Raw genomic sequence first — 23,241 nt, forward strand, 5'->3', positions numbered from 1 at the left:
GCGCAGGCCGCGCTATCCTGCCGCCATGTCGATCTGGATCCGCATTGCCGACGCGCTGTCTGCCCTTGCCGCTGGCGAAGGGTTGTCGGTGGTGTTCGACCGGCTGCGCGGCGTGCAGTCCACCCCGGAAAAGTCGGTCGCCTTCACCATTGCCGTCATCGCTCTGGGGGCCAAGATGGCCAAGGCCGATGGCGAGGTGTCGCGCCATGAGGTTGCAACCTTCCGCCGGATCTTTGCGATCCCCGATGAAGAGGCCGCCAATGCCGCCCGCGTGTTCAATCTGGCGCGGCAGGATGTGGCGGGCTTTGATGCCTATGCCCGCAAGGTGGCAGCGATGTTCCGCCCCGAGGGGCAGGCCCTGTGCGCCGATGACCGCAACGTGCTGATCGACCTGCTGGAAGGGCTGTTCCACATTGCGATGGCGGATGGCGATTTTCACCCGGCGGAGGATGCGTTCCTGCGCGAGGTGGCCCGCATCTTTGGCCTCGACGACCGCTGCTACGCCACCATGCGGGCGCGCTTTGTCGAAGGCGCGCCGCGTGATCCCTATGACGTGCTGGGCGTGACGCCCGATGCGCCGATGCCTGCGGTGCGCGCGGCGTGGCGGCAGGCGGTCAAGGACAGCCATCCCGACGCGATGATCGCGCGCGGCGTACCGGCCGAGGCGGTGAAGCTGGCCGAACGCCGCCTGATCGCGATCAACGCCGCCTGGGATGAGATTTCCGGGCAGCGGGCCGCCTGATGGCCCCGCCGGAACGGCTGCGCATCGCCACCTACAATGTCGAATGGTTCAACGCCCTGTTTGATGATGACGGGCGGCTGCTGGCCGATGCCGCCCCGTCCGCCCGCCACCAGATCAGCCGCGCCGTGCAGGCCGGTGCGCTGGGGATCGTGTTCACCGCGATGGACGCCGATGCGGTGATGGTGATCGAGGCCCCCGATACCGGGTCAAAACGCAGTTCTGCCCGCGCGCTGGAAAGTTTTGCCCGCGCTTACGGCCTGCGCACCAGCCGCGCCATCATGGGCTTCATGTCGGACACCGAGCAGGAGATCACGCTGCTTTATGATCCCGCCCGGCTGACCCCCCGGCATGATCCGGTGGGCAGGAAGGGCAGCCGGGATGCACCGCGCTTTGACGGCACCTTCCGCTATGACCTGAACGCCGACGCCGCCCCCGATCTGATCCGATTTTCCAAACCGCCGCTGGAACTGGCGGTGGAAACGGCGGGTGGGCGGGCGCTGCGGCTGATCGGGGTGCACGCGAAATCCAAAGCCCCGCATGGCGCGCGCACGCCAGAAGAGATCACCCGCCTGTCGATCGAGAACCGCCGCAAGCAACTGGCCGAATGCATCTGGCTGCGCGCCCGGGTCGAGCAGCATCTGGCGCGTGGCGATGACCTGCTGGTGATGGGCGATTTCAACGACGGGCCGGGTCTGGACGAGTTTGAAAAGCTGTTCGGTCATTCCGGGGTGGAAATCGTGCTGGGGGTCGATGTGCCGCCCGAGGCGCGGATGTATGACCCGCATGCCGCCATGGCGCGGGCGGGGCGGATGAACCTGACCCCAACCACCGCCCGGTTCTGGCTGAACCCGCAAAAACGCTATTTCGAGGCACTGCTGGATTTCATCATGGTCTCGCCCCGGCTGGCCGCCACCCACCCCGCCTGGCGGATCTGGCACCCATGGAACGATCCCGCCTGCCTGAACACGCCCGAGTTGCACGAGGCGCTGCTGCAGGCGTCAGACCATTTCCCGGTGACGATTGACCTGACCCTGCCGTGAAGCGTCAACCCGACCCGGAGGCCGGAGGCGGCTGGCCCTCAGACGTGATTTGCCAATCCCGGCGTCCGTTGGCATGATCTGCACATGAAACAGCTGGTCCTGACCCTCGCCTTGCCCCTTGCGCTGTTCGCGGCCCTGCCCCTGCCTGCGCAAACGCTGCCCGCTGAAACCTTGCCCGCACCGCAGGTTGAGGATGAAAAGGGCTTTGATCTGATGCAGGAAGGCGCAAAACTGCTGTTCCGCGGGTTGATGCGCGAGATGGAACCGGCGCTGAACGAAATGGGCAAAGCGCTGTCCGAGATGGAACCGGCGCTGCAAAACCTGATGGCGCTGATCGACGACATCCGCAATTACGACGCGCCGCGTGTGCTCGACAACGGCGATATCCTGATCCCGCGCCGCAAGGATGCGCCCAAACCCCTGCCGCCAACCCTGTTGCCGGACCCGCAGGGGGAAATCGAGCTGTAAGAGGGGGGCCAGCCCCCCGGCTTCGCCTCCCCCCGGAGTATTTCTGAAAGATGCAAATCAGGGGACCGACCCGTTGATTGCACCTTTCTGAAATACTCCCGCGCGGAGCGCTCCCCCGGCCCGACCGGCGCGCGCGCGTGCCGCATCAGCGCCGGGTCTGGCGGATCAGGTTCAGGATATCCTTGGCGGCACTGGGAATATTGGTCCCCGGGCCGAAGATCGCCTTGACGCCGTTGTCATACAGGAACTGGTAATCCTGCTGCGGGATCACGCCGCCGCAGATCACCAGAATATCACCCGCCCCGGCCGCGTTCAGTGCCTGCACCAGCTTGGGCGCAAGCGTCTTGTGACCGGCGGCCTGTGACGAGATGCCGATGACATGCACGTCATTGTCGACGGCATCCTGCGCCGCCTCTTCCGGGGTCTGGAACAGGGGGCCGACGTCGACGTCAAAGCCGATATCGGCAAAGGCGGTGGCGATGACTTTCGCCCCCCGGTCATGGCCATCCTGCCCCATCTTCACCACCAGCATGCGCGGGCGGCGGCCTTCCTCGGCGGCAAAGGCCTCGACATCGGCCTGAATGGCCTCAAACCCCGCGTCGCCCTCATAGGCGGCACCGTAAACCCCGGCGAGGGTTTTGACCTCTGCCCGGTGGCGGCCGAAGATCTTTTCCATGGCGTCCGAAATCTCCCCTACGGTGGCCCGGGCGCGGGCCGCGGTGACGGCAGCGTCGAGCAGGTTGCCGCCTTCGCCGGCGCGGCGGGTCAGCTCGGCAAGGGCCGCCTGACAGGCGGCTTCATCCCGGGCGGCGCGGGTGGCTTTCAGCCGGGCGATCTGGCTTTCGCGCACAGCGACGTTGTCGATATCGAGGATATCAATCGCGTCTTCGGTGGCCTTGCGGTATTTGTTGACGCCGACGATCACATCCTCGGCCCGGTCAATCGCGGCCTGACGGCGGGCGGCGGATTCCTCGATCCGCAGCTTGGGCATGCCGGTGGCGACCGCTTTGGTCATGCCGCCCATGGCCTCGACCTCTTCGATCAGCTTCCACGCCTCTTCCGCCAGCTGATGCGTCAGGGTTTCGACATAATAGCTGCCAGCCAGCGGATCGACGACATGGGTGATGCCGGTTTCTTCCTGCAAGATCAGCTGGGTGTTACGGGCAATGCGGGCCGAAAATTCGGTGGGCAAAGCAATCGCCTCATCCAGCGCATTGGTGTGCAGGCTTTGAGTGCCGCCCAGCACCGCCGACATCGCCTCATACGCCGTGCGGATCACATTGTTGTAGGGGTCGGCCTCTTGCAAAGACACGCCCGAGGTCTGGCAATGGGTGCGCAGCATGAGCGAAACCGGGTTCTTTGGCGCAAATTCCGACATGATCCGGTGCCACAGCAACCGGGCGGCGCGCAGTTTGGCGGCCTCCATAAAGAAGTTCATGCCGATGGCGAAAAAGAACGACAGCCTTCCGGCAAAGGCATCCACATCCATGCCGCGCGCAATCGCGGTGCGCACGTATTCACGCCCATCCGCCAGCGTGAAAGCCAGTTCCTGCATCAGATTGGCCCCGGCTTCCTGCATATGGTAGCCGGAAATCGAGATCGAGTTGAACTTCGGCATCTGCGCGGACGTGTATTCGATGATGTCCGCGATGATCCGCATCGAGGGTTCCGGCGGGTAGACATAGGTGTTGCGGACCATGAATTCCTTCAGAATATCATTCTGAATGGTGCCCGACAGCAGGCTGCGGTCCACACCCTGCTCTTCCCCGGTCACGATGAAGCTGGCCAGAATAGGGATCACTGCACCGTTCATCGTCATGGAAACGCTGACCTTTTCCAGCGGGATGCCGTCGAACAGGATCTTCATGTCCTCTACGCTGTCAATCGCCACGCCCGCCTTGCCGACATCGCCCACCACACGCGGGTGGTCGGAATCGTAGCCCCGGTGCGTGGCCAGGTCGAAGGCGACCGAAACGCCCTGCTGCCCGGCAGCAAGCGCCTTGCGGTAGAAGTTGTTCGACTCTTCCGCCGTGGAAAAGCCTGCGTATTGCCGGATGGTCCAGGGGCGGCCCGCGTACATCGTGGCCTTCACCCCGCGGGTGAACGGTGCAGCCCCCGGCACACCACCCATATGCGGCAGGTTGGCCGTGTCTTCGGCGGTATACAGCGGCTTGACCGGAATGCCTTCCAGCGTGTTCCAGATCAGGCTTTCGGGGTCTTTGCCCTTGAGCTCTTTGGTGGCGAGGGCAGCCCAGTGGTTCAGCGCGTCGGTCATCTGTGTTCTCCGTCCGATCTTGGCATCTGCTTGTGGCTTCTGCTCTTGGGTTTCCGGTCGCGCCGCCCTATGTTCAGACATATGGGGAAATGCATGAAACCGCTTTATACTCTTGGTCTTGCAGCACTGCTGCCACTGGTCGCCTTTGCACAGGAGGCGGGGGCGCTTGATCCGTCAGTTCAGGTTGAGGTGGTCGTCGAGGCTGAGGTGGTGGCGGAGCCGGTGCCCTATGGCCCGCGCAACGCTGCGGATGTGGTTTTTGCCGATCTTTTGTACGAACAACGCCCGGTGGTGGTGTTCGGCGACAGCCCCGAGGACCCGAATTTCCTGCGCCAGATGGAGCTGTTGATGCGCGATCTGCCGGCGCTGGAACAGCGCGACGTGGCGCTGATCATCGACACCGACCCCGAGGCGCGGGGCGACTGGCGGATGCGCCTGCGCCCGCGCGGGTTTTCCTTGGTGCTGATGGACAAGGATCTGCGCCCGGTGATCCGCAAACCCCTGCCTTGGGAGGTGCGCGAAATCGTCGCGGCGATTGACAAGTTCCCGCTGCGCCGGCAGGAAATGCTGGAGCGCAGCCCGGCCGGTCGATAGATCCGGCTGTCGCTGTCGGGCGGCGGGCATCATTCAAACTCCATGATGATCTCGTCCACCTTCAGGCTGGCCCCTGTGCTGGCGGTGATCTTCTTGACCACACCCTTGCGTTCGGCTTTGAGGATGTTTTCCATCTTCATCGCCTCGACCGTGGCGAGAGGCTGGCCTTCCTGCACCTCATCGCCTTCGGCCACGGTGATCGAAACGATCAGGCCGGGCATCGGGCAGAGCAGGAATTTTGAGGTGTCGGGCGGCAGTTTCTCCGGCATCAGGGCATAAAGCTCGGCCTGACGCGGCGATTGCACCAGCACCTTGAGATCGGCCCCGCGCAGCCGGATGCGGAAGCCCATCGGGATTTTGGTGGATTTCAGCACCATCAGCGTTCCGTCGACCGTCAGTCGCGCAAGGCTTTCGCCCGGGGTCCAGTCGGACTGAACGCGCATCTGTTCGCCATCCTCAAAGGTGACGGTCGATCCGGTCTTGTCGGCGGCGATGGTGACGCGGTGCTGGCTGCCTTGCAGGCTGACCACCCAGGCATCGCCGACACGGCGCTGGTGATTGTCCATCGTGCCGGAAATGCGGGTGCGCCGTATTTCGGCGACGCGGTTCATCGCGGCACTGGCGGCGGCGACACGGCGCAGGGTCTGCGCATCAAGCGTGGTGCCGTGGAAGCCGTCGGGGAATTCTTCGGCGATGAAGGCGGTGGTGATGTTGCCAGAGGCAAAGCGCGGGTGGTCCATCACCGCCGAGCAGAACGGCAGGTTGTGGCCGATGCCTTCCACCTCGAATGTGTCGAGCGCCAGCCGCATTTCGTTGATGGCGTCGGCGCGGGTCGGGCCCCAGGTGCAGAGCTTGGCGATCATCGGGTCGTAGAACATGCTGATCTCGCCGCCTTCAAACACGCCGGTGTCATTGCGCACGATGCCGGTGGCGGTCGGCCCCTCGACCGGGGGGCGATAGCGGGTCAGCCGACCGATGGAGGGCAGGAAGTTGCGGTAGGGATCTTCGGCATAAAGCCGCGATTCCATCGCCCAGCCGTTGATTTTCAGGTCTTCCTGCCTGAACGGCAGTGGCTCGCCCGCTGCGACGCGGATCATCTGTTCAACCAGATCGACGCCTGTGATCAGTTCCGTCACCGGATGCTCGACCTGCAGGCGGGTGTTCATTTCAAGGAAAAAGAAGTTGCGCTCCCCATCAACGATGAACTCAACGGTGCCCGCCGAGGTGTAGCCGACGGCGCGGGCAAGCGCACAGGCCTGTTCGCCCATGGCCTTCCGGGTGGCGGCGTCAAGAAACGGCGACGGGGCCTCTTCGATGACTTTCTGGTTGCGGCGCTGAATGCTGCATTCGCGTTCGTGCAGATAGACAGTATTGCCATGCTGGTCAGCGAGCACCTGAATTTCGATGTGGCGCGGCTGGGTCACGAATTTTTCGATGAAAATCCGGTCATCGCCAAAGCTGCTGGCGGCCTCGTTCTTCGAGGACTGGAAGCCTTCGCGCACTTCCGACTCGGACCATGCGATGCGCATGCCCTTGCCGCCGCCGCCCGCTGACGCCTTGATCATCACCGGATAGCCGATTTCGCCGCTGATCCTGATCGCTTCATCCCCATCCGCGATCAGGCCCATGTAGCCGGGAACGGTGGAAACCCCTGCCTCCATTGCCAGTTTCTTCGAGGTGATCTTGTCGCCCATGGCCTCAATCGCCGGGGATGGCGGGCCGATGAAGACCACGCCGATCTGTTCAAGGGCGGCGGCAAAGGCCTTGTTTTCCGACAGGAATCCGTAACCCGGATGCACAGCCTCGGCCCCGGTCTGGCGCACGGCGTCGAGGATCTTGTCGATCACGATATAGGACTGGTTGGCGGGTGACGGGCCAATGTGCACCGCTTCATCCGCCATGCGGACGTGCAGCGCGTTGCGGTCGGCGTCGGAATAGACGGCAACCGTCTTGATTCCCATTTTGCGGGCGGATTTGATCACCCGGCAGGCGATTTCGCCCCGGTTGGCAATCAGGATTTTCTTGAACATCGGCTCTCTCTCCCCTCGGGCAGGGCCGGGCCGGACCTTGCGCCGCAAATGAAAAGGGCCCTCCAGCCGATATGGCTGGAAGACCCCGTTTTCGAATGATCTGTATTCAACCCGCGCCGCGATGCGGCGGGCAGGTCAGTAGCAGTTGTTGGTGCCCGGGATGATGCACGAGCCGCCGCCCGCAACAGCGCCGATAAGCGCACCTTGCGTGCGTGAGCCGCCGGTTGCGCCTGCGACGAGCGCGCCGGTTGCGGCTCCGCCAACGGTGCGCACAGCCGCGCTGTTGAGCGGCGATGAATTGCCATAGCCGCCACCCTGCTGGACGCAGCCAGCAAGCGAGAGGGCAAGAAGAGATGCGATGATTGTGTGTTTCGTGACCATTTTTGACTGCCTCGTGTCAGGGTTTTTATTAACGCTGACTCTACTCCATCCATGGCCATGGAAAAGGGGAATTTTTTGTGACCCGCGCCATAGGCGAGGCTTTGCCGCCCACAAAAGGACGGCCCGGCCCTGAAGAGACCGGACCGCAAGGGGAAAGAAAGGGTCGTCATGTGGAGACCGGCGTGGGGATGAGGAGTCCGCGCCGGATAAGGGAGAGGATGAGGATTGTGCGCGTTGAAATCAAACGCAATTCCGCCGCCTGCGCTGTGATGCGCGGGCCTTTGCCACAGCGGCGAAAGGATCGGCGGAACGGCGCGCATCAATCGTCATCCCCGTCATCGGTGTCGTCCCAGATCACTTCTTCGGCATCCGCCGCGAAGACCGCCGGAAACGACACCTGCGCGATCTTCACGTTGACGCGCAGCAGCGCGTCATAGCTTTCGGGATCGAACGGATCTTCGGCGGGAATGACCTCGCGCCCGAACAGCCATGACAGACGGCCGGCATCCAGATTGCCCCGCTCGAACGGCTCTTCGCCAAAGCACTGCCAGAGGGCAGCCAGAAAGCCCTCGTCGGCCTTGCGGTCGGCCTGCTTGCGGTCGCGGTAGCGTTCGCGCTTGATGATTTTGGCCGGGCCGTCCTTTTTGTTGGCGCGGCGGATGGTGAATTGAAAATCGGTGCCCGGAAGGCGGCCGGGAAAGCCGCGATGTTTCAGCATGATGTGCCCCCTGTGGATGGATGGGCACAGCCATAGGCGCATGCGGGCAGAACGCCAAGGGGCGCTGCCGGAAACAGCCGGGGGTCGGTCAGCGAATGTTGGGGAAAAACGGCGGCTGCGACGGGGCGCGGCAGACCGGACCGGGATGCGCCGTGGCGCGGGCCGATGGGTCGGGTGGTGGATTGGGCGGGTCTGACCAGAGAGTCCCCGGCAGCCCGCCCGACCGGATTATTTGTATTTGCCGGTGTAGACTGGCTCGGACGAAACCGGCTGGTCAACATAAACGACTTCAGACTGCTTGGGTGCGCAGGCAGCCGCAAAGGCCACAACACACAGCGCCAGGATAGTTTTCGTGCTCTTCGACATCCTCGTCTCCTATATTCTTGGAAGGTTGCATCGGGACATCCGATAGCACACCCTTCATCTGAGGCAAAGGCCGCTTGGGACCGGCCTGCGAGAACTGTAGCGGATTGCCGCCATGTTTGACATGGGGTCCGCGCCAAGTTTGGTGCCTGTGACTCTGCTACATCAGCAGGCAGGGCGTACAGGGGGGCGACAACTACATCTTGGGGATACATCAGAAGATCTCCCATATGCAGTGGCCGTCCTGATGGGTGAAGGATTCGAAAAACTGCGTCGCCTCGGGGGCGCTTTCGCCAAATGGCAGCGCCTGATCGGCCAGCGAGATGATGATCTGCGTCGGCTGCGGGCCAAATTCGCTCAGCCGTGGGAGGGCATAGGTCTCACACAGATGGGCAATGTCCTCTGCCGCCGATTCATAGGGCACGGTACCGCCATCGCGGGCGATCTGCGGCGCGACGAAGCGGAAGCGCACGGCCAGCCCTTCCGGGCCGGGGGCGTTCCAGATCACATCCTGCAACACCACCGGCTGGCCCGAGGGCACCTCGATCAGCTCCGGCTCACCGGACGTTGGGGGGGTGAACGGGTCAGTCATGACTGCCCCGCCCTGCCGGATTTTGCCGATTGATGTTTGCCACTGGTCCACCCCTTTTGTCCTGTCGTGATCAAAGGGGAATGTTATCGTGCTTTTTCCACGGGTTCGCCAACTTCTTCGTGCGCAGCGCGGCGAAAGCCCGGCAGATGCGGCGGCGGGTCGAGGCAGGCATGATCACCTCGTCGATAAAGCCCTTTTCTGCCGCAACGAACGGATTGGCAAAACGGTCCTCATAGTCGCGGACGCGGGCGGCGATCTTGTCCTTGTCGCCCAACTCGCTGCGATACAGGATCTCGACCGCGCCCTTGGCCCCCATCACAGCGATTTCCGCTGTGGGCCAGGCATAGTTGAAATCGCCGCGCAGGTGCTTGGACGCCATCACATCATAGGCCCCGCCATAGGCCTTGCGGGTGATGACAGTGACCTTGGGCACCGTCGCCTCGCCATAGGCGAACAGCAGTTTCGCGCCATGTTTGATCACGCCGCCATGTTCCTGGCTGGTGCCGGGCATGAAGCCAGGCACATCAACCAGCGTCAGGATCGGAATTTCGAACGCATCGCAGAACCGCACGAATCGCGCCGCCTTGCGGCTGGAGTCGATGTCCAGACAGCCGGCCAGCACCGTGGGCTGGTTGGCGACCACGCCCACCGACTGGCCTTCCAGCCGGACAAAGCCGGTGATGATATTGGGAGCGAACGCGGCCTGAATTTCAAAGAAATCGCCTTCATCCGCGATCTTGGCGATCAGCTCTTTCATGTCATAGGGCTGGTTCGGATTGTCGGGGATCAGCGTATCAAGGCTTTTGTCGACCCGTGCCGGATCATCAAAAAACGGGCGCACGGGTGCCTTTTCGCGGTTGTTCAGCGGCAGAAAATCGATCAGGCGGCGGGTTTCGGCGAGCGCTTCGACATCGTTTTCATAGGCCCCGTCGGCGACGCTGGATTTCTTGGTATGGGTGGCCGCACCACCCAGCTCTTCGGCGGTGACCACTTCATTGGTGACGGTCTTCACCACATCGGGGCCGGTCACGAACATGTAGCTGGAATCTTTGACCATGAAGATGAAATCGGTCATCGCGGGCGAATAGACCGCGCCACCCGCACAGGGGCCCATGATCAGGCTGATCTGCGGCACCACGCCCGAGGCCATGATGTTGCGCTGAAACACCTCACCATAGGCGGCAAGGCTGGCCACACCTTCCTGAATCCGCGCGCCGCCCGAATCGTTGATGCCGATGACCGGCGCACCATTCTGGATCGCCATATCCATGATCTTGCAGATCTTTTCGGCATGGGTCTCGGAAACCGAGCCACCCATCACGGTGAAATCCTGCGAAAACACATAGACCATGCGGCCATTGACCGTGCCCCAGCCGGTGACCACGCCATCGCCTGCGGGCCGGTCCTCCTGCATGTTGAAATCGGTGCAGCGATGGGCGACGAACATGTCGAATTCTTCAAAGCTGCCCTCATCCAGCAGCAGGTCGATGCGTTCGCGGGCGGTCAGCTTGCCCTTGGCATGCTGCGCATCAATCCGGCGCTGCCCTCCACCTTGGCGGGCCGTATCGCGGCGGCTTTCGAGCTGGGCCAGAATATCCTTCATCGCGAGTCCCCCCTAGGAATACCGCGCAACATAGGGTGCAATGCTGCAGGCGCAAAGCGGAATTGGGAAAATTTGCATAGTCTTCGCGAAGGCCAGTATGCAAACTGCAAACTTGAATAGTCCGTAGTACCGCCGTCCTGAAATGCGCGCTGGCGGCACGTCAGGAAGAACCTGATCGCACCGTCAGGCCAGCGCCAGAACAGGCCCATCCAGCAGGCGCATCAGATCGCCGAAATAGCCGCCGGACCGGGCGACCTTTGTTGGGTCCGAGGTGATGGCCACGGCAAGGCCGCGTTCGGGATGGCTGGCGATGATCTGGCCGCCATAGCCGCGCGCGATGACCCAGCCGGTGGTGCTGATGAACCAGCCCAGACCATAGCCCAACCCGGAATAGGGCGAGGCGGTCTGCGGCACCTGCGATGCCTTCACCCAATCAGGGGCAATCACCGGCCTGCCATCATAGGTGCCGCCATCGCGCATCATCACCGCCACCCGCAGCATCGCCTGCGGCGACAGGGCCATTTCATTGCCGCCAAAGTAATAACCCTGCGGATCGCGGGTCCAGGAGGCGACATCAATGTCCAGCGGTGCGCCCAACCGTTCCCGCGCAAGGGCGCGCAGGTCTTTGCCGGTGGCCACCGCAATCGCGGCCCCCAGAACATGGGTGGTGCCGGTGGAATAGATCATCCGCCCGCCGTTCGGCGCAATCCGGGGCTGTCGCAGCGCATAGGCGATCCAGTTGCGCGAGCCGACCCAGGCCCCGTAATTGCCGCCCGACGTGCCCTGCAACCCGGCGCGCAGGGTGACCAGATCTTCCATCGTCAGATCGCCCACGCCGTCGGTGGCATCAGCGGGGATCAGGCGGGGGGCGACATCACGCAGACGGGCGTTCAGTCCGGCAATCTCGCCCCGCGCGATGGCCGTGCCAAGGATCAGCGCCAGAACGCTTTTGGAACAAGATTTGATATTCGCCGCCGCAGTCAGGCCCCGGCCACGCGGGGCCTCGGCCATCAGCCGGTCTTCGCCAAGCTGCACCAGAATGGCGTGCAACTGCGGCAGGCCGGTGGCCGTTTCGCGCAGGTCAGACAGGGACGATTGCGCCCGCAGCAGCGACGGGGCGGCCACGCCACCGATCAGCACTGCCGGGACCAGAGTGGCGGAAAACGTGCGGCGTGAAAGCATATCACCTCGGGTCGGGCAGCGGCGGGGTTGGCATCCGCGACGGAGTTTGCGGCACAAAGTGGGGAGACGCAAAGCACGAGCGTTCACAAGGCAGAGATTGCGACCACGTTTTCCGCTGGACAGATGGCCTTGCAGGAGGCGCGCCCACACCCCGTAAACTGCACTCGCGCCGCAATCTGGCGCCCTGAAAACGGATCAGCTACAGATCGGGTTGCCTCTCCCCCCACTCAGGAACCCCGCCCCATGGCCCTGCCCTTTTCCGTTCCCGTGCTGACCATCGGCCTGCTGCTGATGTCGAACATTTTCATGACCTTTGCCTGGTATGGCCACCTCAAGTTCAAGGAAACCTCGATCATCGCGGTGATCTTCATCAGCTGGGGGATCGCGTTTTTTGAGTACACGCTGATGGTGCCCGCCAACCGGATCGGCCACGGCCATTTCAGCGCGGCTGAGCTGAAGACGATCCAGGAGGTGATCACCCTGTCGGTATTTGCCGTGTTTTCGGTGTTTTACCTGAAAGAGCCGCTGAGCTGGAACCATCTTGTGGGCTTTGCGTTCATCGGGCTGGGGGCATTTTTCATATTTCATAAATGGGCATAGGTGCACAGGCCTCTCTGCCCGAACGGCGTGGACAGGGCCTAAACGTCCGTCTAGCAAGGGCATTATGGCTGACAGCACCTTTCTGAACCGCAAGACACCGCCGCATATTGCGACGCTGATCCTGCTTGCAGGGCTTTCGGCCCTGACGATGAACATCTTTCTGCCGTCGCTGCCCGGAATGGCGGCGTGGTTCGGGGTGCCCTATGCGCTGATGCAACTGTCGGTGGCGCTGTATCTGGCGCTGTCGGCGGTGTTGCAGATTGTCATCGGTCCGGTTTCCGACCGTTTCGGGCGCCGCCGCGTGTTGTTGTGGTCGCTGGTGCTGTTCCTGATCGCGACGCTCGGCACGCTGCTGGCACCGAATGCGACCGTGTTTCTGGTGTTCCGCATGGCGCAGGCGGTGATTGCGGCGGGCATGGTCCTGTCGCGTGCCGTGGTGCGCGACATGGTGGCCGATGATGCGCAGGCCGCCAGCATGATCGGCTATGTCACCATGGGGATGAGCATCGTGCCGATGATCGGCCCGGTGATCGGTGGCGTGCTGGAAGAGGCGATTGGCTGGCAGGCGAATTTCGGGCTGCTGCTGGTGCTGGGTCTGTTCACGCTGTGGCTGACATGGGCCGATCTGGGGGAAACGGCGGCAATGCGCCCGGTGACGCTGGGCGCGCAACTGCGGCAATATCCGCAACTGCTGCGGTCGCAGCGGTTCTGGGGCTACGCGCTGTGCGCGGCGTTCTCGTCGGGGTCATTCTTCGCCTATCTGGGCGGCGCGCCTTACGTCGGGACCGAGGTGTTCGGCCTGTCCGCATCAGGCGTGGGCGCGCTGTTTGCGTTGACAGCGGTGGGCTATGCGGCGGGCAATTTCGTGGCCGGGCGGTTCTCAGTACGGATCGGGATGAACCGCATGGTGTTCATCGGCGCGCTGATCACGCTGGGCGGTCTGGCCACCCTTGCTGCGTTGACACTGGCGGGGCTGCATTCGGCTTTCGTGTTCTTTGGCTTCACCACTTTTGTCGGCTTTGGCAATGGCATGACCCTGCCCAATGCCAATGCCGGGCTGCTCTCGATAAAGCCCGAACTGGCCGGCACAGCTTCGGGCCTTGGCGGCGCGATCATGATCGGCGGGGGCGCTGCACTGGCCGCCGCTGCCGGGGCGCTTCTGGGGCCGGGCGCGTCCGAGACGCCGCTTGTCCTGTTGATGCTGGCCTCATCGGTCGGGGCGGTGTTGTCGATCCTGTGGGTGATGCGGCGGGCGCGGGCCTTGGGGCTGTCGGCCTGACGCTGTGACCGCTTGACGGGGGCTTTGCAAAGGCGACAATGGCTTTGCAAAGCGGGGGAACAGCATGGCCACTCAGAAGCTCTATGCCGGAGCGAAGCTGCGCGAAATCCGTGGGCGGCTTGCGTTGACGCAAAAGCTGTTTGCCGACCGGCTGTCGGTCTCGCTGCCTTACCTCAACCAGATGGAAAACAACCACCGCCCGGTCTCTGCCGGGGTGGTGCTGGCACTGGCGCAGGAATTCGGGCTGGATGTCACCGAACTGACCGTGGGCGAAAGCGAACGGCTGGTGAGCGACATGAAAGAGGCGCTTGCCGATCCGGTGTTCGGGGGTGCCAGCCCGCCGCTGGCCGATCTGCGGCTGGCGGCCTCGAACGCGCCCGCGCTGGCCCGCACCTTCCTCGACCTGCACCGCGCTTACCGCCAGACCCACGAGCGTCTGGCTTCGCTGGATGAGGCGCTGGGGCGTGAAGATGCAGCATTACGGCCCTCGCCTTGGGAAGAAGTGCGCGATTTCTTTCATTATTGCGACAATTACCTTGATGCCGTTGACCGCGCCGCCGAACATTTTGTCACCGGCCCGCAGGGCCGCCGCGATGTGATTTCCGCCGCCCGCGATGCGTTGGACAAACGTGGCATCAGCCTGCATTTCAGCGACACGGGTGCTATGCGGCGCTATGATCCGGTGGCAAAACGGCTGGATGTCTCGGCCCGCAGCGCCGAGCCGACACAACGGTTTCAGCTGCTGCATCAGGTGGCGCTGATCACCCAGAATGACCTGCTGGACGCCACGCTGGATCTGGCCCGCTTTCACACGCCAGAGGCGCGCGAAATCGCCAAGATCGGGCTGGCCAATTACTTCGCCGGGGCGGCCCTGCTGCCCTACCGTGCGTTTCTCGATGCGGCGGGCAGCACCCGGCATGATCTGGAACGGCTGGCCGATCTGTTCGGGGCCAGCATCGAACAGGTGGCGCACCGGCTGTCGACGCTGCAACGCCCCGGTGCCAAGGGCATTCCGTTCTTTTTCGTGCGGGTCGATCAGGCCGGAACCATCACCAAGCGCCATTCGGCCACAAGGCTGCAATTCGCGCGCTTTGGCGGGGCCTGCCCGCTGTGGAACGTGCATCAGGCGTTTGAAACCCCGGGCCGTTTTCTGCGCCAACTGGCGGAGACGCCCGATGGCGTGCGCTACCTGTGCCTGTCGCGTGATGTGTCAAAGCCCGGCGGCGCGTTCCACGCCCCCACCCGGCGCTATGCCATCGGGCTGGGGTGTGAGGTGCAGCATGCGGGTGCCCTTGTCTATTCCGACGGGCTGGACCTGAAGGGCCGGTTCGAGCCGATCGGCATTTCCTGCCGGATCTGCGAACGCCCCGAATGCCACCAACGCTCTGTCCCGCCGCTGGAACGCCGGTTGCGCGTCAACCCCGATCGCCGCGATGTGCTGCCCTATGAAATCCTTGGCTGACCAGCGGGAAACCGCGGTGGCTGGCCTGCGCGCTCCGCGCGGGGAGTATTTGGGAAAGCTGCAATCCAGGGCCAAGGATCGGCTTTCATCTTGACGGAAATACTCAAGGGGCGCGAAGCGCGGGGGGGCACCGCCCCCCCTGCCCCCGGTGATCTCAGCCGTGACTGTCGGCACCATGCGCCAGATGATGCGCGATGTGGTCTTTCAGATGCGTGCGCTGGCGGCGCAGGGCGGTTTCGGCCTCTTCGCTCAGCGTGTCGACGCGGGTTTCGGCCCGGTGCACGGCGCGGTTGAGTTCGGTGTATTGGGTCAACAGCCCGGCGAAATGCGCGTCTGCCAGTTTCAGGGCGTGGATCTTGTCGGCCTGGCCGGGGAATTCTTCGGCCAGTTCATGCGGGGTGTTGGACATCTGCGCCTCCTGCTGATTGCGTCAGGGGAAGTTTAGCAAGGCGGCGCAGGGCGCGCCTTGACCCTGATCAAATCAGCGCCGCGCGGGGCGGAAACCTGCGGCCTTTGCTTCGGCCTCGGTGCAGAACCATGCCTCGCCCTTCCGGGTGTCGATCCGGGTCGCGGCATAGTCGCGCTGGCCGGGGCGGTGGTAAATGCGGCCTGACTGGCCGATATTGCCCTTGATGGCACAGCCTGCGGGGGCGGGCTGTGCGGCGGGGGCCGCAGTCTGGCGGTGGGCTTCGGGGGTGATCATGCGGCCGGACCAGAGACCCACACCGGCGGCTTTGGCGACAACCTGATCCGCGACATAGCGCTTGGAATAGCGGGCGTAGGCCTGCGCCGCCCCGGTCTGCACCATCGTGCGGGACAGATCCTTGCCGCCTGCCGTGCAGGTGGCGACCATGCGGCCATAGCGGTCGGTATCTTCGCGCGTGCAGGTCACTTTGCGGTTGCCGATCGCGCGGGCCAGCATTTGGGCCGACCATGCACCACAGTCCCAGCTTTGCCCCGCGCGGTCACAGCTCTGCCCCCGTTCCGGCGCGTCGATGCCAAACAGGCGCACCCGCTGGCCTTGCAGGTCAAGCGTATCGCCGTCGATCACCCGCGCGGCACCGTCGCGGGTGACAGCGGCGGCGGGAGCGACCAGTGACAGGGCCAGCAGAACGAGAACGGAACGAATTGTTAACATGGCCCAGAGTTCGGGCCATCCGCTCAGCTTCGCAAGGCAAAAGTTAACAAATGGTTAACGTGCGTTAAGCCTGTTGCCCGAAGCCATCACCGCTGCGCGACCTGCCAGGCCGGGTTCATCCAGGGGCCAAGGTTCATCGGGGCCAGCGGTGTGCGGCCCAGAATGTGATCCGCCGCCTTCTCCCCCACCATGATTGACGGCGCGTTCAGATTGCCATTGGTCACCTGCGGGAACACCGAACTGTCGGCCAGACGCAAGCCATCAACTCCGATCACCCGGCATTCAGGGTCGACCACCGCCATCGGATCACTGCGCCGCCCCATGCGGGCGGTGCCGCAGGGGTGGTAGGCAGATTCGACATGTTCGCGCAGGAAAGCGTCAATCTCGTCATCACTCTGGACCTGCGGCCCCGGCTGGATCTCGGATTTGACAAAAGGGGCCATGGCGGGCTGGGCAAAGACCTCGCGCGTCAGCCTGATCGCGGCGCGGAACTCGGCCCAGTCGTCGGGATGCGACATGTAGTTGAAACGGATCACCGGGTTGTCCGAAGGGTTGGCAGACCGCAATGTGACCGAGCCGCGCGATTTTGATCGCATCGGCCCGACATGCGCCTGAAAGCCATGCCCCCCCGCCGCGACCTTTCCGTCATAGCGCACCGCGATGGGCAGGAAGTGGTACTGGATATCGGGATACTCGATCCCCGCGCGGGAGCGGATGAAGGCGCAAGCCTCAAACTGGTTGCTGGCCCCCAGCCCCTTGCCGGTGAACAGCCATTGCGCCCCGATCAGTGCTTTGCTCCAGATATTCCAGTGTTTGTAGAGGGTGATCGGCAGGGCGGCGGCAAACTGGAAGTAAATCTCCAGATGGTCCTGCAGGTTCGCCCCCACGCCGGGGCGGTCGGCGATCAGCGGGATGCCATGGCGCGCCAGCTCTGCCGCCGGGCCTATGCCGGACAGCATCAGCAGTTTCGGGCTGTTGAGCGATGAGGCGGCGATGATCACCTCACGCCCCGCCTTCACCACAAAGGGCGCGCCGCCCTGATCGACCTCCACCCCCGTCGCACGGCCATTCTCAATCACCACCCGCCGCGCGTTGGCACGCAGCAGATGCACATTGCCGCCCGCCATCGCGGGTTTGAGGTAGGCATTGGCGGCAGACCAGCGGCGGCCTTTGTAGATCGTGGCCTCCATCGGGCCAAAGCCCTCTTGCTGCTGGCCGTTGTAATCTTGCGTGACCGGATAGCCCGCCTGCTCCCCCGCCGTAATAAAAGCGTTGAACAGCGGGTTGTCGCGTGGGCCACGGGTGATGTGCAACGGGCCGTCGGTGCCGCGATACTCTGGCCCCGACCCGCCGTGCGACTGCTCCATCCGTTTGAAATAGGGCAGCACATCGGCATAGCCCCAGCCATCGGCCCCCATCTCGGCCCATGTGTCATAGTCGCGGGCATGGCCGCGCACATAGACCATGCCGTTGATGCTGCTCGACCCGCCAATCACCTTGCCGCGCGGGGTGGCCAGCCGCCGCCCGCCCAGATGCGGCTCGGGTTCCGATTGCATACCCCAGTCGTAGATGCCCATGTTCATCGGGTAGGACAGGGCCGCGGGCATTTGGATGAAGGGGCCGGCATCCGACCCGCCCGCCTCGATCACCGTGACGCGCCGCCCTGCCTCGGCCAGCCGGTACGCCATGGCGCAACCGGCAGAGCCTGCCCCGATGATGATGTAATCCGCATGCATGTCTTTGACTTTACTTCAGTAAGGGGAATCGACCGGGCCCATGCCGACATAGACCGATTTGATCTGGGTATAGTGCTGCACCGCCGCATGGCCGTTTTCCCGCCCCACGCCCGAGGCTTTCATGCCGCCAAACGGTGCCTCCACGGGCGTCAGGTTATAGGCGTTGATCCAGCAGGTACCTGCCTGCAACTGGCCGATGACCCGGTGGGCGCGGGTCAGATCGGCGGTGAACACACCCGCCGCCAGCCCGAATTCGGTGGCATTGGCGCGGGTGACCGCCTCTGCCTCGGTGTCGAAATCAAGCACGGCCATCACCGGGCCGAAGACTTCTTCGCGCGCAATCGTCATGTCATCGGTAACATCGGCGAAAACGGTGGGCTGCACATAATAGCCGGTGTTCAGCGCCGCACGCCCGCCGCCGGTGATCAGCCGCGCGCCTTCGGCTTTGGCGGTGTCAATATAGCCCATCACCTTGGTCAGCTGCGCGTCAGACACCAACGGCCCCATCTGCGTCGTATCATCCTGCGGATCGCCCAGAACCATGACCTCTGACCGGGCTTTCAGGCGGGACAGGAAGGCATCCTTGATGCCCTTTTGCACGAAAACCCGTGTGCCGTTGCTGCACACCTGCCCGGCCGAATAGAAATTGGCCATCATCGCGGCGCCAACGGCATCTTCAAGGCTGGCATCATCAAAGATGATCAGGGGCGATTTTCCGCCCAGTTCCATCGTGACATGGCGCATCCCCCCGGCAGCCGCCGCATAGACCTTGCGCCCGGTGGGCACCGACCCGGTAAGCGAGACCTTGGCGACGCGGCCATCCGTTACCAACGCCCCCCCCACGGTGCCCCTGCCCTGCAGCACATTGAACAGGCCCGCTGGCAGACCGGCCTCAATATAGATCTCCGCCAGTTTCAGCGCGCCAAGCGGGGTGACCTCGGACGGTTTGAACACCATCGCATTGCCAAGCGCCAAAGCAGGCGCAGATTTCCAGCAGGCGATCTGGCTGGGGTAATTCCACGCTCCGATGCCGACGCAAACCCCCAAAGGTTCGCGGAGGGTGTAGACGAAATCACTGCCCAGCGGGATCGTCTCACCCGTCACCGTCGGTGCAAGTCCCGCGAAATACTCCAGCGCATCGGCCCCCGAGGGCCAGTCGGCAAAGCGGGTTTCCTGAATGGGTTTGCCGGTGTCAAGCGTTTCCAGCTGCGCCAGCTCTTCGCCCCGGTCGCGGATCATGTCGGCGGCGCGGCGCAGGATGCGGGCACGGTCGACCGGGCGGGTGGCGGCCCATGCGGCCTGCGCGCGGGTGGCCGAGGACAGGGCACGGTCGATCAGTGCCGGTGTCGCCTCATGCAGGCGGGCGATCACCGCGCCGGTGGCGGGATAGATCACATCGATGGCCGCGCCTGCGGTGTCTTCGACGTAAGCCCCATCGATGAAATGGCTGGCGGTTGGTTGCGCTTTCATGCGTCATCCCCCGTAAGATGTGAATTCAGATAGTTGAGCGCGGTGGCCACCGCCGCCGCGCCATCGGGCGGGCCGGATTTCAGCACCTCGCGCAAGTAAAGCCCGTCGATCAGCGCGCCCAGCCCATCGGCCAGAGCCGCAGCCTTGTCCCCGGCCAGCGGGCGCAGGCAGGCCATCAGGTTCGACCGCAACCGACGCTGATAGATCGCCAGCAGCCGCCGTGCCTGTGGCACGGTCTGCGCCAGAACCCAGAAATTCAGCCAGGCCCCCACCGCCTCGCGCCGGAAGTTGCCGGGACTGAAACTGGCGCGCAGAATCGCGCCCAGACGCGCCTCTGGCCCTTGGGTCGCGGCAAGCGCGCCCCGCACCTCGGCCCCGTACAGAGACAGGATGTGGCGCATGGCGGCCAGAAACATCTCTTCCTTGGACCCAAAGTAATGATGCGCCAAAGCGGGTGACATGCCCGCCCGCCGCGCGATCTGGGAGACCGTCACGTCCAGAGAGCCGGCCCGCCCGATCTCTGCGATCGTGGCTTTGACCAGCGCGTCCTTTCGGATAGGCTCCATCCCGAGTTTGGGCATTCTGGTGTGACCTTGTGGAAATTCCTTGCCAAACCAAGTAAGCTTGAAGTTCATTGACTCGTCAATCAACAAAAAACAGGGAATGCCACATGACCCTCCGTTCCACCCTTCTGGCCACCACCGTCACCTTTGCTTTCGCCGGCAGCGCCTTTGCCGCCAGTTGCGACAAGGTGATTTTCTCGGACGTCGGCTGGACCGACATCACCGCCACCACCGCCGCCGCGACGGTGGTTCTTGACGCCTTGGGCTATCAGACCGAAATCAAACTGCTGTCGGTGCCGGTGACCTATACCGGCATGGCGGGCAATGACATCGACGTGTTCCTCGGCAACTGGATGCCGACGATGGAGGCCGATATCGCCCCATATCGTGAGGCAGGCACGGTCGACACGGTGCGCACCAATCTGGAAGGCGCGAAATACACGCTGGCGACCAATGCCGCGGGGGCCGCCCTTGGCATCGCCGATTTCAACGACATCGCGCCGCATAAAGACGCGCTCGGCGGCCAGATCTACGGGATCGAGCCGGGCAATGACGGCAACCGGCTGATCCTCGACATGATCGAGGGCGGGCCTTTCGGGCTGGACGGGTTCAAGATCGTCGAATCCTCGGAACAGGGGATGCTGTCGGCGGTGACGCGGGCCGACCGTGACGGCAAGCCGATCGTGTTTCTGGGCTGGGAACCGCACCCGATGAACGCCAATTTTGATCTGACCTATCTGACCGGCGGCGATGATTACTTCGGCCCCGATCTGGGCGGAGCCGTGGTGGCCACCAACACCCGCGCGGGCTATGTCGCGGAATGCCCGAATACCGGCAAGCTGTTGCAGAACCTGTCCTTTACGCTGGCCATGGAGAATGAGATCATGGGGGCGATCCTGAATGACGGCGAGGACCCGGCGGCTGCGGCAAAGACCTGGCTCGCCGCCAATCCGGCGGCCTGGGAGGCCTGGCTGGACGGCGTGACCACCAAGGATGGCGGCGACGCAAAGGCCGCCGTGGCTGCCGCGCTGAACTGACGGTGACCATGAACTGAACGTCACTCTGGCGGAACATCCCGGGGGCTTCGCGCCCCCGGACCCCCGCGGAGTATTTTCGTCAAGATGAATGGGCACGGGATTTGCATGGATTGGCTGACTGATCACAAGATTCCCGTCGGCAGGACCGCGAAAGCGGTGTTTGACTGGCTGAACAACAATATGGCCGGGGTGTTCGACGCCATTTCCGATGTGATGGAGGCGATGATTGCCGCCATCCTGTGGGCCCTGTCGACGCCACATCCTCTGATCATTGTTGCGGTTTTTGTTGCCCTGACATGGGCGCTGCAACGGCGCTGGACGGTGGCGCTGGGGGTGCTGATCGGATTTTTGTTCATCCTCAATCAGGGCTATTGGATGGCCACGATGGAAAGCCTGACTCTGATTCTGTCCGCCTGCGTGGTCTGCATGGGAATCGGCGTGCCGATCGGCATCGCCACCGCGCACCGGCCCCGGCTGTATGCCGCGATGTCGCCGGTGCTGGACCTGATGCAGACGCTGCCGACCTTCGTCTATCTGATCCCGGCCATCGTGTTCTTTGGCCTTGGCATGGTGCCGGGGCTGATCGCCACAGTGATCTTCGTCCTGCCCGCGCCGATCCGGCTGACGCATCTGGGGGTGTCCTCCACCCCCACGCCGCTGCTGGAGGCGGCAACCGCCTTTGGGGCCACCCCCAGCCAGAGGTTGTGGAAGGTGGAACTGCCCTATGCGCTGCCGCAGATCATGGCGGGGCTGAACCAGACCATCATGCTGTCGCTGTCGATGGTGGTGATTGCGGCTTTGGTTGGGGCCAACGGGTTGGGCGTGCCGGTGGTACGGGCGCTGAATTCGGTCAACACCTCGCTGGGGTTTGAATCGGGCTTCATCATCGTGGTGGTGGCCATCATTCTGGACCGGATGCTGAGGGTGCGGTCATGAACGCCGTTGAATTTGACCGGGTGTCGATTGTCTTTGGCGATCATCCGGAGCGTGCCCTGCCGCTGATGGATCAGGGGCAGAGCCGGGCCGAAGTACAGGCAAAAACCGGGCAGGTGCTGGGCGTGCATGATTGCAGCCTGACCGTGGCCACCGGTGAAATTCTGGTGCTGATGGGACTGTCCGGATCGGGCAAATCTACGCTGCTGCGGGCGGTCAACGGGCTGAACCCTGTGGTGCGCGGACGGGTGCTGGTGCGTGACGGCGACTGGAGCTGCGATGTCGCCAGTGCCGCGCCCGCCGAATTGCTGAAGGTGCGGCGCGAATGCATTGCCATGGTGTTTCAGGCTTTTGGCCTGCTGCCCTGGCGCACGGTGCGCGAAAATGTCGGGCTGGGGCTGGAGCTTGCGGGGCAGAATGCAGCGCAGCGACGGGCACGCGTCGATGAGCAGCTGGCGCTGGTGAACCTGACACAATGGGCCGACCGCAAGGTGGGTGAGCTGTCAGGCGGCATGCAGCAACGCGTCGGCCTTGCCCGCGCCTTTGTCACCGAAGCGCCGATCCTGCTGATGGACGAGCCGTTTTCGGCACTGGACCCGCTGATCCGGGCGAAACTGCAGGACGAGCTGCTGGACCTGCAGGCCAAGCTGAAACGCACCATCATCTTCGTCAGCCATGATCTGGACGAGGCGTTCAAGATCGGCAACCGCATCGCGCTGATGGAGGGCGGGCGGATCGTGCAGACCGGCACCGCGCGCGACATCATCGCCAACCCGGTAGACGCCTATGTGCAGGACTTCGTCGCCCATATGAACCCGCTGTCAGTGCTGACCGCGCGCGATGTGATGGTGGCGGGGCAGACCGATGCCAGCCATGTGGTTGGCCCGGAAACCCCGGTGCGCGAGATCATGGCCGCGATGCGCGACGGTGTGGCCGAAATGGCGGTGGAGGAGCACGGCGCGCGCATCGGGGTGCTGCGCGCCGGGGCCGTGATGGGGCGGCTGATCAACCCGCGAACTGGGTGATCAAGGCGGG

Annotated in this window: 22 protein-coding genes; 10 read left to right on the forward strand and 12 right to left on the reverse strand. The window is 63.7% G+C overall.

Annotation, left to right across the window (positions count from 1 at the left end; translation table 11 throughout):
* Positions 1-25: 25 nt before the first annotated feature.
* The 3 genes from Q7J44_RS16220 to Q7J44_RS16230 all read left to right on the forward strand — a co-directional run bounded on the left by Q7J44_RS16220 (position 26) and on the right by Q7J44_RS16230 (position 2,250).
* Positions 26-742, forward strand: coding sequence for a molecular chaperone DjiA (locus Q7J44_RS16220; RefSeq protein ID WP_304881628.1), 717 nt, complete (start codon positions 26-28; stop codon positions 740-742).
* Positions 742-1,782, forward strand: coding sequence for an endonuclease/exonuclease/phosphatase family protein (locus Q7J44_RS16225; RefSeq protein WP_304881629.1), 1,041 nt, complete (start codon positions 742-744; stop codon positions 1,780-1,782). Before Q7J44_RS16220 ends, Q7J44_RS16225 begins: the two co-directional genes overlap by 1 nt.
* 84 nt (positions 1,783-1,866) lie before the next feature.
* Positions 1,867-2,250: an AAA+ family ATPase gene (locus Q7J44_RS16230; RefSeq protein WP_304881631.1), complete on the forward strand. Its 384-nt coding sequence runs from the start codon at positions 1,867-1,869 to the stop codon at positions 2,248-2,250.
* Positions 2,251-2,395: 145 nt separating this feature from the next.
* Here Q7J44_RS16230 and scpA read toward each other — a convergent pair whose 3' ends face one another.
* Complete coding sequence (gene scpA / locus Q7J44_RS16235) at positions 2,396-4,525, reverse strand: methylmalonyl-CoA mutase (protein ID WP_304881633.1); 2,130 nt, start codon at positions 4,523-4,525, stop codon at positions 2,396-2,398.
* Positions 4,526-4,618: 93 nt separating this feature from the next.
* Between scpA and Q7J44_RS16240 the strand changes: the two genes are divergently transcribed.
* On the forward strand, positions 4,619-5,119 hold the full coding sequence (locus Q7J44_RS16240) for a DUF4174 domain-containing protein (RefSeq protein ID WP_304881635.1): 501 nt from the start codon (positions 4,619-4,621) through the stop codon (positions 5,117-5,119).
* Positions 5,120-5,148: 29 nt separating this feature from the next.
* Here Q7J44_RS16240 and Q7J44_RS16245 read toward each other — a convergent pair whose 3' ends face one another.
* The 6 genes from Q7J44_RS16245 to Q7J44_RS16270 all read right to left on the reverse strand — a co-directional run bounded on the left by Q7J44_RS16245 (position 5,149) and on the right by Q7J44_RS16270 (position 11,988).
* On the reverse strand, positions 5,149-7,149 hold the full coding sequence (locus Q7J44_RS16245) for an acetyl/propionyl/methylcrotonyl-CoA carboxylase subunit alpha (RefSeq protein WP_304881637.1): 2,001 nt from the start codon (positions 7,147-7,149) through the stop codon (positions 5,149-5,151).
* A 135-nt stretch (positions 7,150-7,284) separates the two neighbouring features.
* On the reverse strand, positions 7,285-7,530 hold the full coding sequence (locus Q7J44_RS16250) for a hypothetical protein (protein WP_304881639.1): 246 nt from the start codon (positions 7,528-7,530) through the stop codon (positions 7,285-7,287).
* Between the two features lie 319 nt (positions 7,531-7,849).
* Positions 7,850-8,248, reverse strand: coding sequence for a hypothetical protein (locus Q7J44_RS16255; RefSeq protein WP_304881640.1), 399 nt, complete (start codon positions 8,246-8,248; stop codon positions 7,850-7,852).
* A gap of 577 nt (positions 8,249-8,825) precedes the next feature.
* Positions 8,826-9,203, reverse strand: coding sequence for a DUF6497 family protein (locus tag Q7J44_RS16260; RefSeq protein ID WP_304881642.1), 378 nt, complete (start codon positions 9,201-9,203; stop codon positions 8,826-8,828).
* Between the two features lie 70 nt (positions 9,204-9,273).
* Positions 9,274-10,806 carry an acyl-CoA carboxylase subunit beta gene (locus Q7J44_RS16265; RefSeq protein WP_304881644.1) on the reverse strand — a complete coding sequence of 511 codons (1,533 nt, stop codon included), beginning with the start codon at positions 10,804-10,806 and terminating at the stop codon, positions 9,274-9,276.
* A gap of 183 nt (positions 10,807-10,989) precedes the next feature.
* Positions 10,990-11,988 (reverse strand): serine hydrolase, encoded by a 999-nt coding sequence (locus tag Q7J44_RS16270; protein ID WP_304881646.1) that lies wholly within the window; start codon positions 11,986-11,988, stop codon positions 10,990-10,992.
* 243 nt (positions 11,989-12,231) lie between these two features.
* Between Q7J44_RS16270 and Q7J44_RS16275 the strand changes: the two genes are divergently transcribed.
* From Q7J44_RS16275 to Q7J44_RS16285, 3 genes are all read left to right on the forward strand, one after another.
* Entirely contained in the window at positions 12,232-12,588 is a 357-nt protein-coding gene (locus tag Q7J44_RS16275; RefSeq protein WP_304881648.1) for a DMT family protein, read from the forward strand.
* Between the two features lie 64 nt (positions 12,589-12,652).
* Positions 12,653-13,867, forward strand: a complete 1,215-nt coding sequence (locus Q7J44_RS16280) for a Bcr/CflA family efflux MFS transporter (protein ID WP_304881650.1) — start codon at positions 12,653-12,655, stop codon at positions 13,865-13,867.
* 64 nt (positions 13,868-13,931) lie between these two features.
* Positions 13,932-15,329 carry a short-chain fatty acyl-CoA regulator family protein gene (locus tag Q7J44_RS16285; RefSeq protein ID WP_304881652.1) on the forward strand — a complete coding sequence of 466 codons (1,398 nt, stop codon included), beginning with the start codon at positions 13,932-13,934 and terminating at the stop codon, positions 15,327-15,329.
* Between the two features lie 154 nt (positions 15,330-15,483).
* On the opposite strand, the gene Q7J44_RS16290 is transcribed toward Q7J44_RS16285, so the two are convergent.
* The 5 genes from Q7J44_RS16290 to betI form a co-directional block, all read right to left on the reverse strand.
* Positions 15,484-15,738 carry a YdcH family protein gene (locus Q7J44_RS16290; protein WP_304881653.1) on the reverse strand — a complete coding sequence of 85 codons (255 nt, stop codon included), beginning with the start codon at positions 15,736-15,738 and terminating at the stop codon, positions 15,484-15,486.
* A 72-nt stretch (positions 15,739-15,810) separates the two neighbouring features.
* A complete protein-coding gene (locus tag Q7J44_RS16295; protein WP_304881655.1) occupies positions 15,811-16,467 on the reverse strand; it encodes a thermonuclease family protein in 657 nt (218 codons plus the stop codon).
* A gap of 86 nt (positions 16,468-16,553) precedes the next feature.
* Positions 16,554-18,203, reverse strand: coding sequence for a choline dehydrogenase (gene betA / locus Q7J44_RS16300; RefSeq protein WP_304881657.1), 1,650 nt, complete (start codon positions 18,201-18,203; stop codon positions 16,554-16,556).
* A gap of 15 nt (positions 18,204-18,218) precedes the next feature.
* Positions 18,219-19,673: a betaine-aldehyde dehydrogenase gene (gene betB, locus Q7J44_RS16305; RefSeq protein WP_304881659.1), complete on the reverse strand. Its 1,455-nt coding sequence runs from the start codon at positions 19,671-19,673 to the stop codon at positions 18,219-18,221.
* The gene (betI, locus tag Q7J44_RS16310) at positions 19,670-20,254 is read right to left on the reverse strand and encodes a transcriptional regulator BetI (protein ID WP_304881661.1); all 585 of its coding nucleotides are present in this window, start codon (positions 20,252-20,254) and stop codon (positions 19,670-19,672) included. Before betI ends, betB begins: the two co-directional genes overlap by 4 nt.
* Positions 20,255-20,343: 89 nt before the next feature.
* Here betI and choX point away from each other — a divergent pair, with 89 nt between their 5' ends.
* The 3 genes from choX to choV all read left to right on the forward strand — a co-directional run bounded on the left by choX (position 20,344) and on the right by choV (position 23,231).
* On the forward strand, positions 20,344-21,273 hold the full coding sequence (gene choX, locus Q7J44_RS16315) for a choline ABC transporter substrate-binding protein (RefSeq protein WP_304881663.1): 930 nt from the start codon (positions 20,344-20,346) through the stop codon (positions 21,271-21,273).
* A gap of 105 nt (positions 21,274-21,378) precedes the next feature.
* A complete protein-coding gene (gene choW, locus Q7J44_RS16320; RefSeq protein WP_304881665.1) occupies positions 21,379-22,209 on the forward strand; it encodes a choline ABC transporter permease subunit in 831 nt (276 codons plus the stop codon).
* Complete coding sequence (gene choV, locus Q7J44_RS16325; protein WP_304881667.1) at positions 22,206-23,231, forward strand: choline ABC transporter ATP-binding protein; 1,026 nt, start codon at positions 22,206-22,208, stop codon at positions 23,229-23,231. The genes choW and choV overlap by 4 nt, the downstream gene beginning before the upstream one ends.
* The last annotated feature ends 10 nt before the right edge of the window (positions 23,232-23,241 follow it).

Origin of the sequence: Pseudotabrizicola sp. (assembly GCF_030656345.1) — a bacterium.
In the GTDB taxonomy this organism is placed as follows: domain Bacteria; phylum Pseudomonadota; class Alphaproteobacteria; order Rhodobacterales; family Rhodobacteraceae; genus Pseudotabrizicola.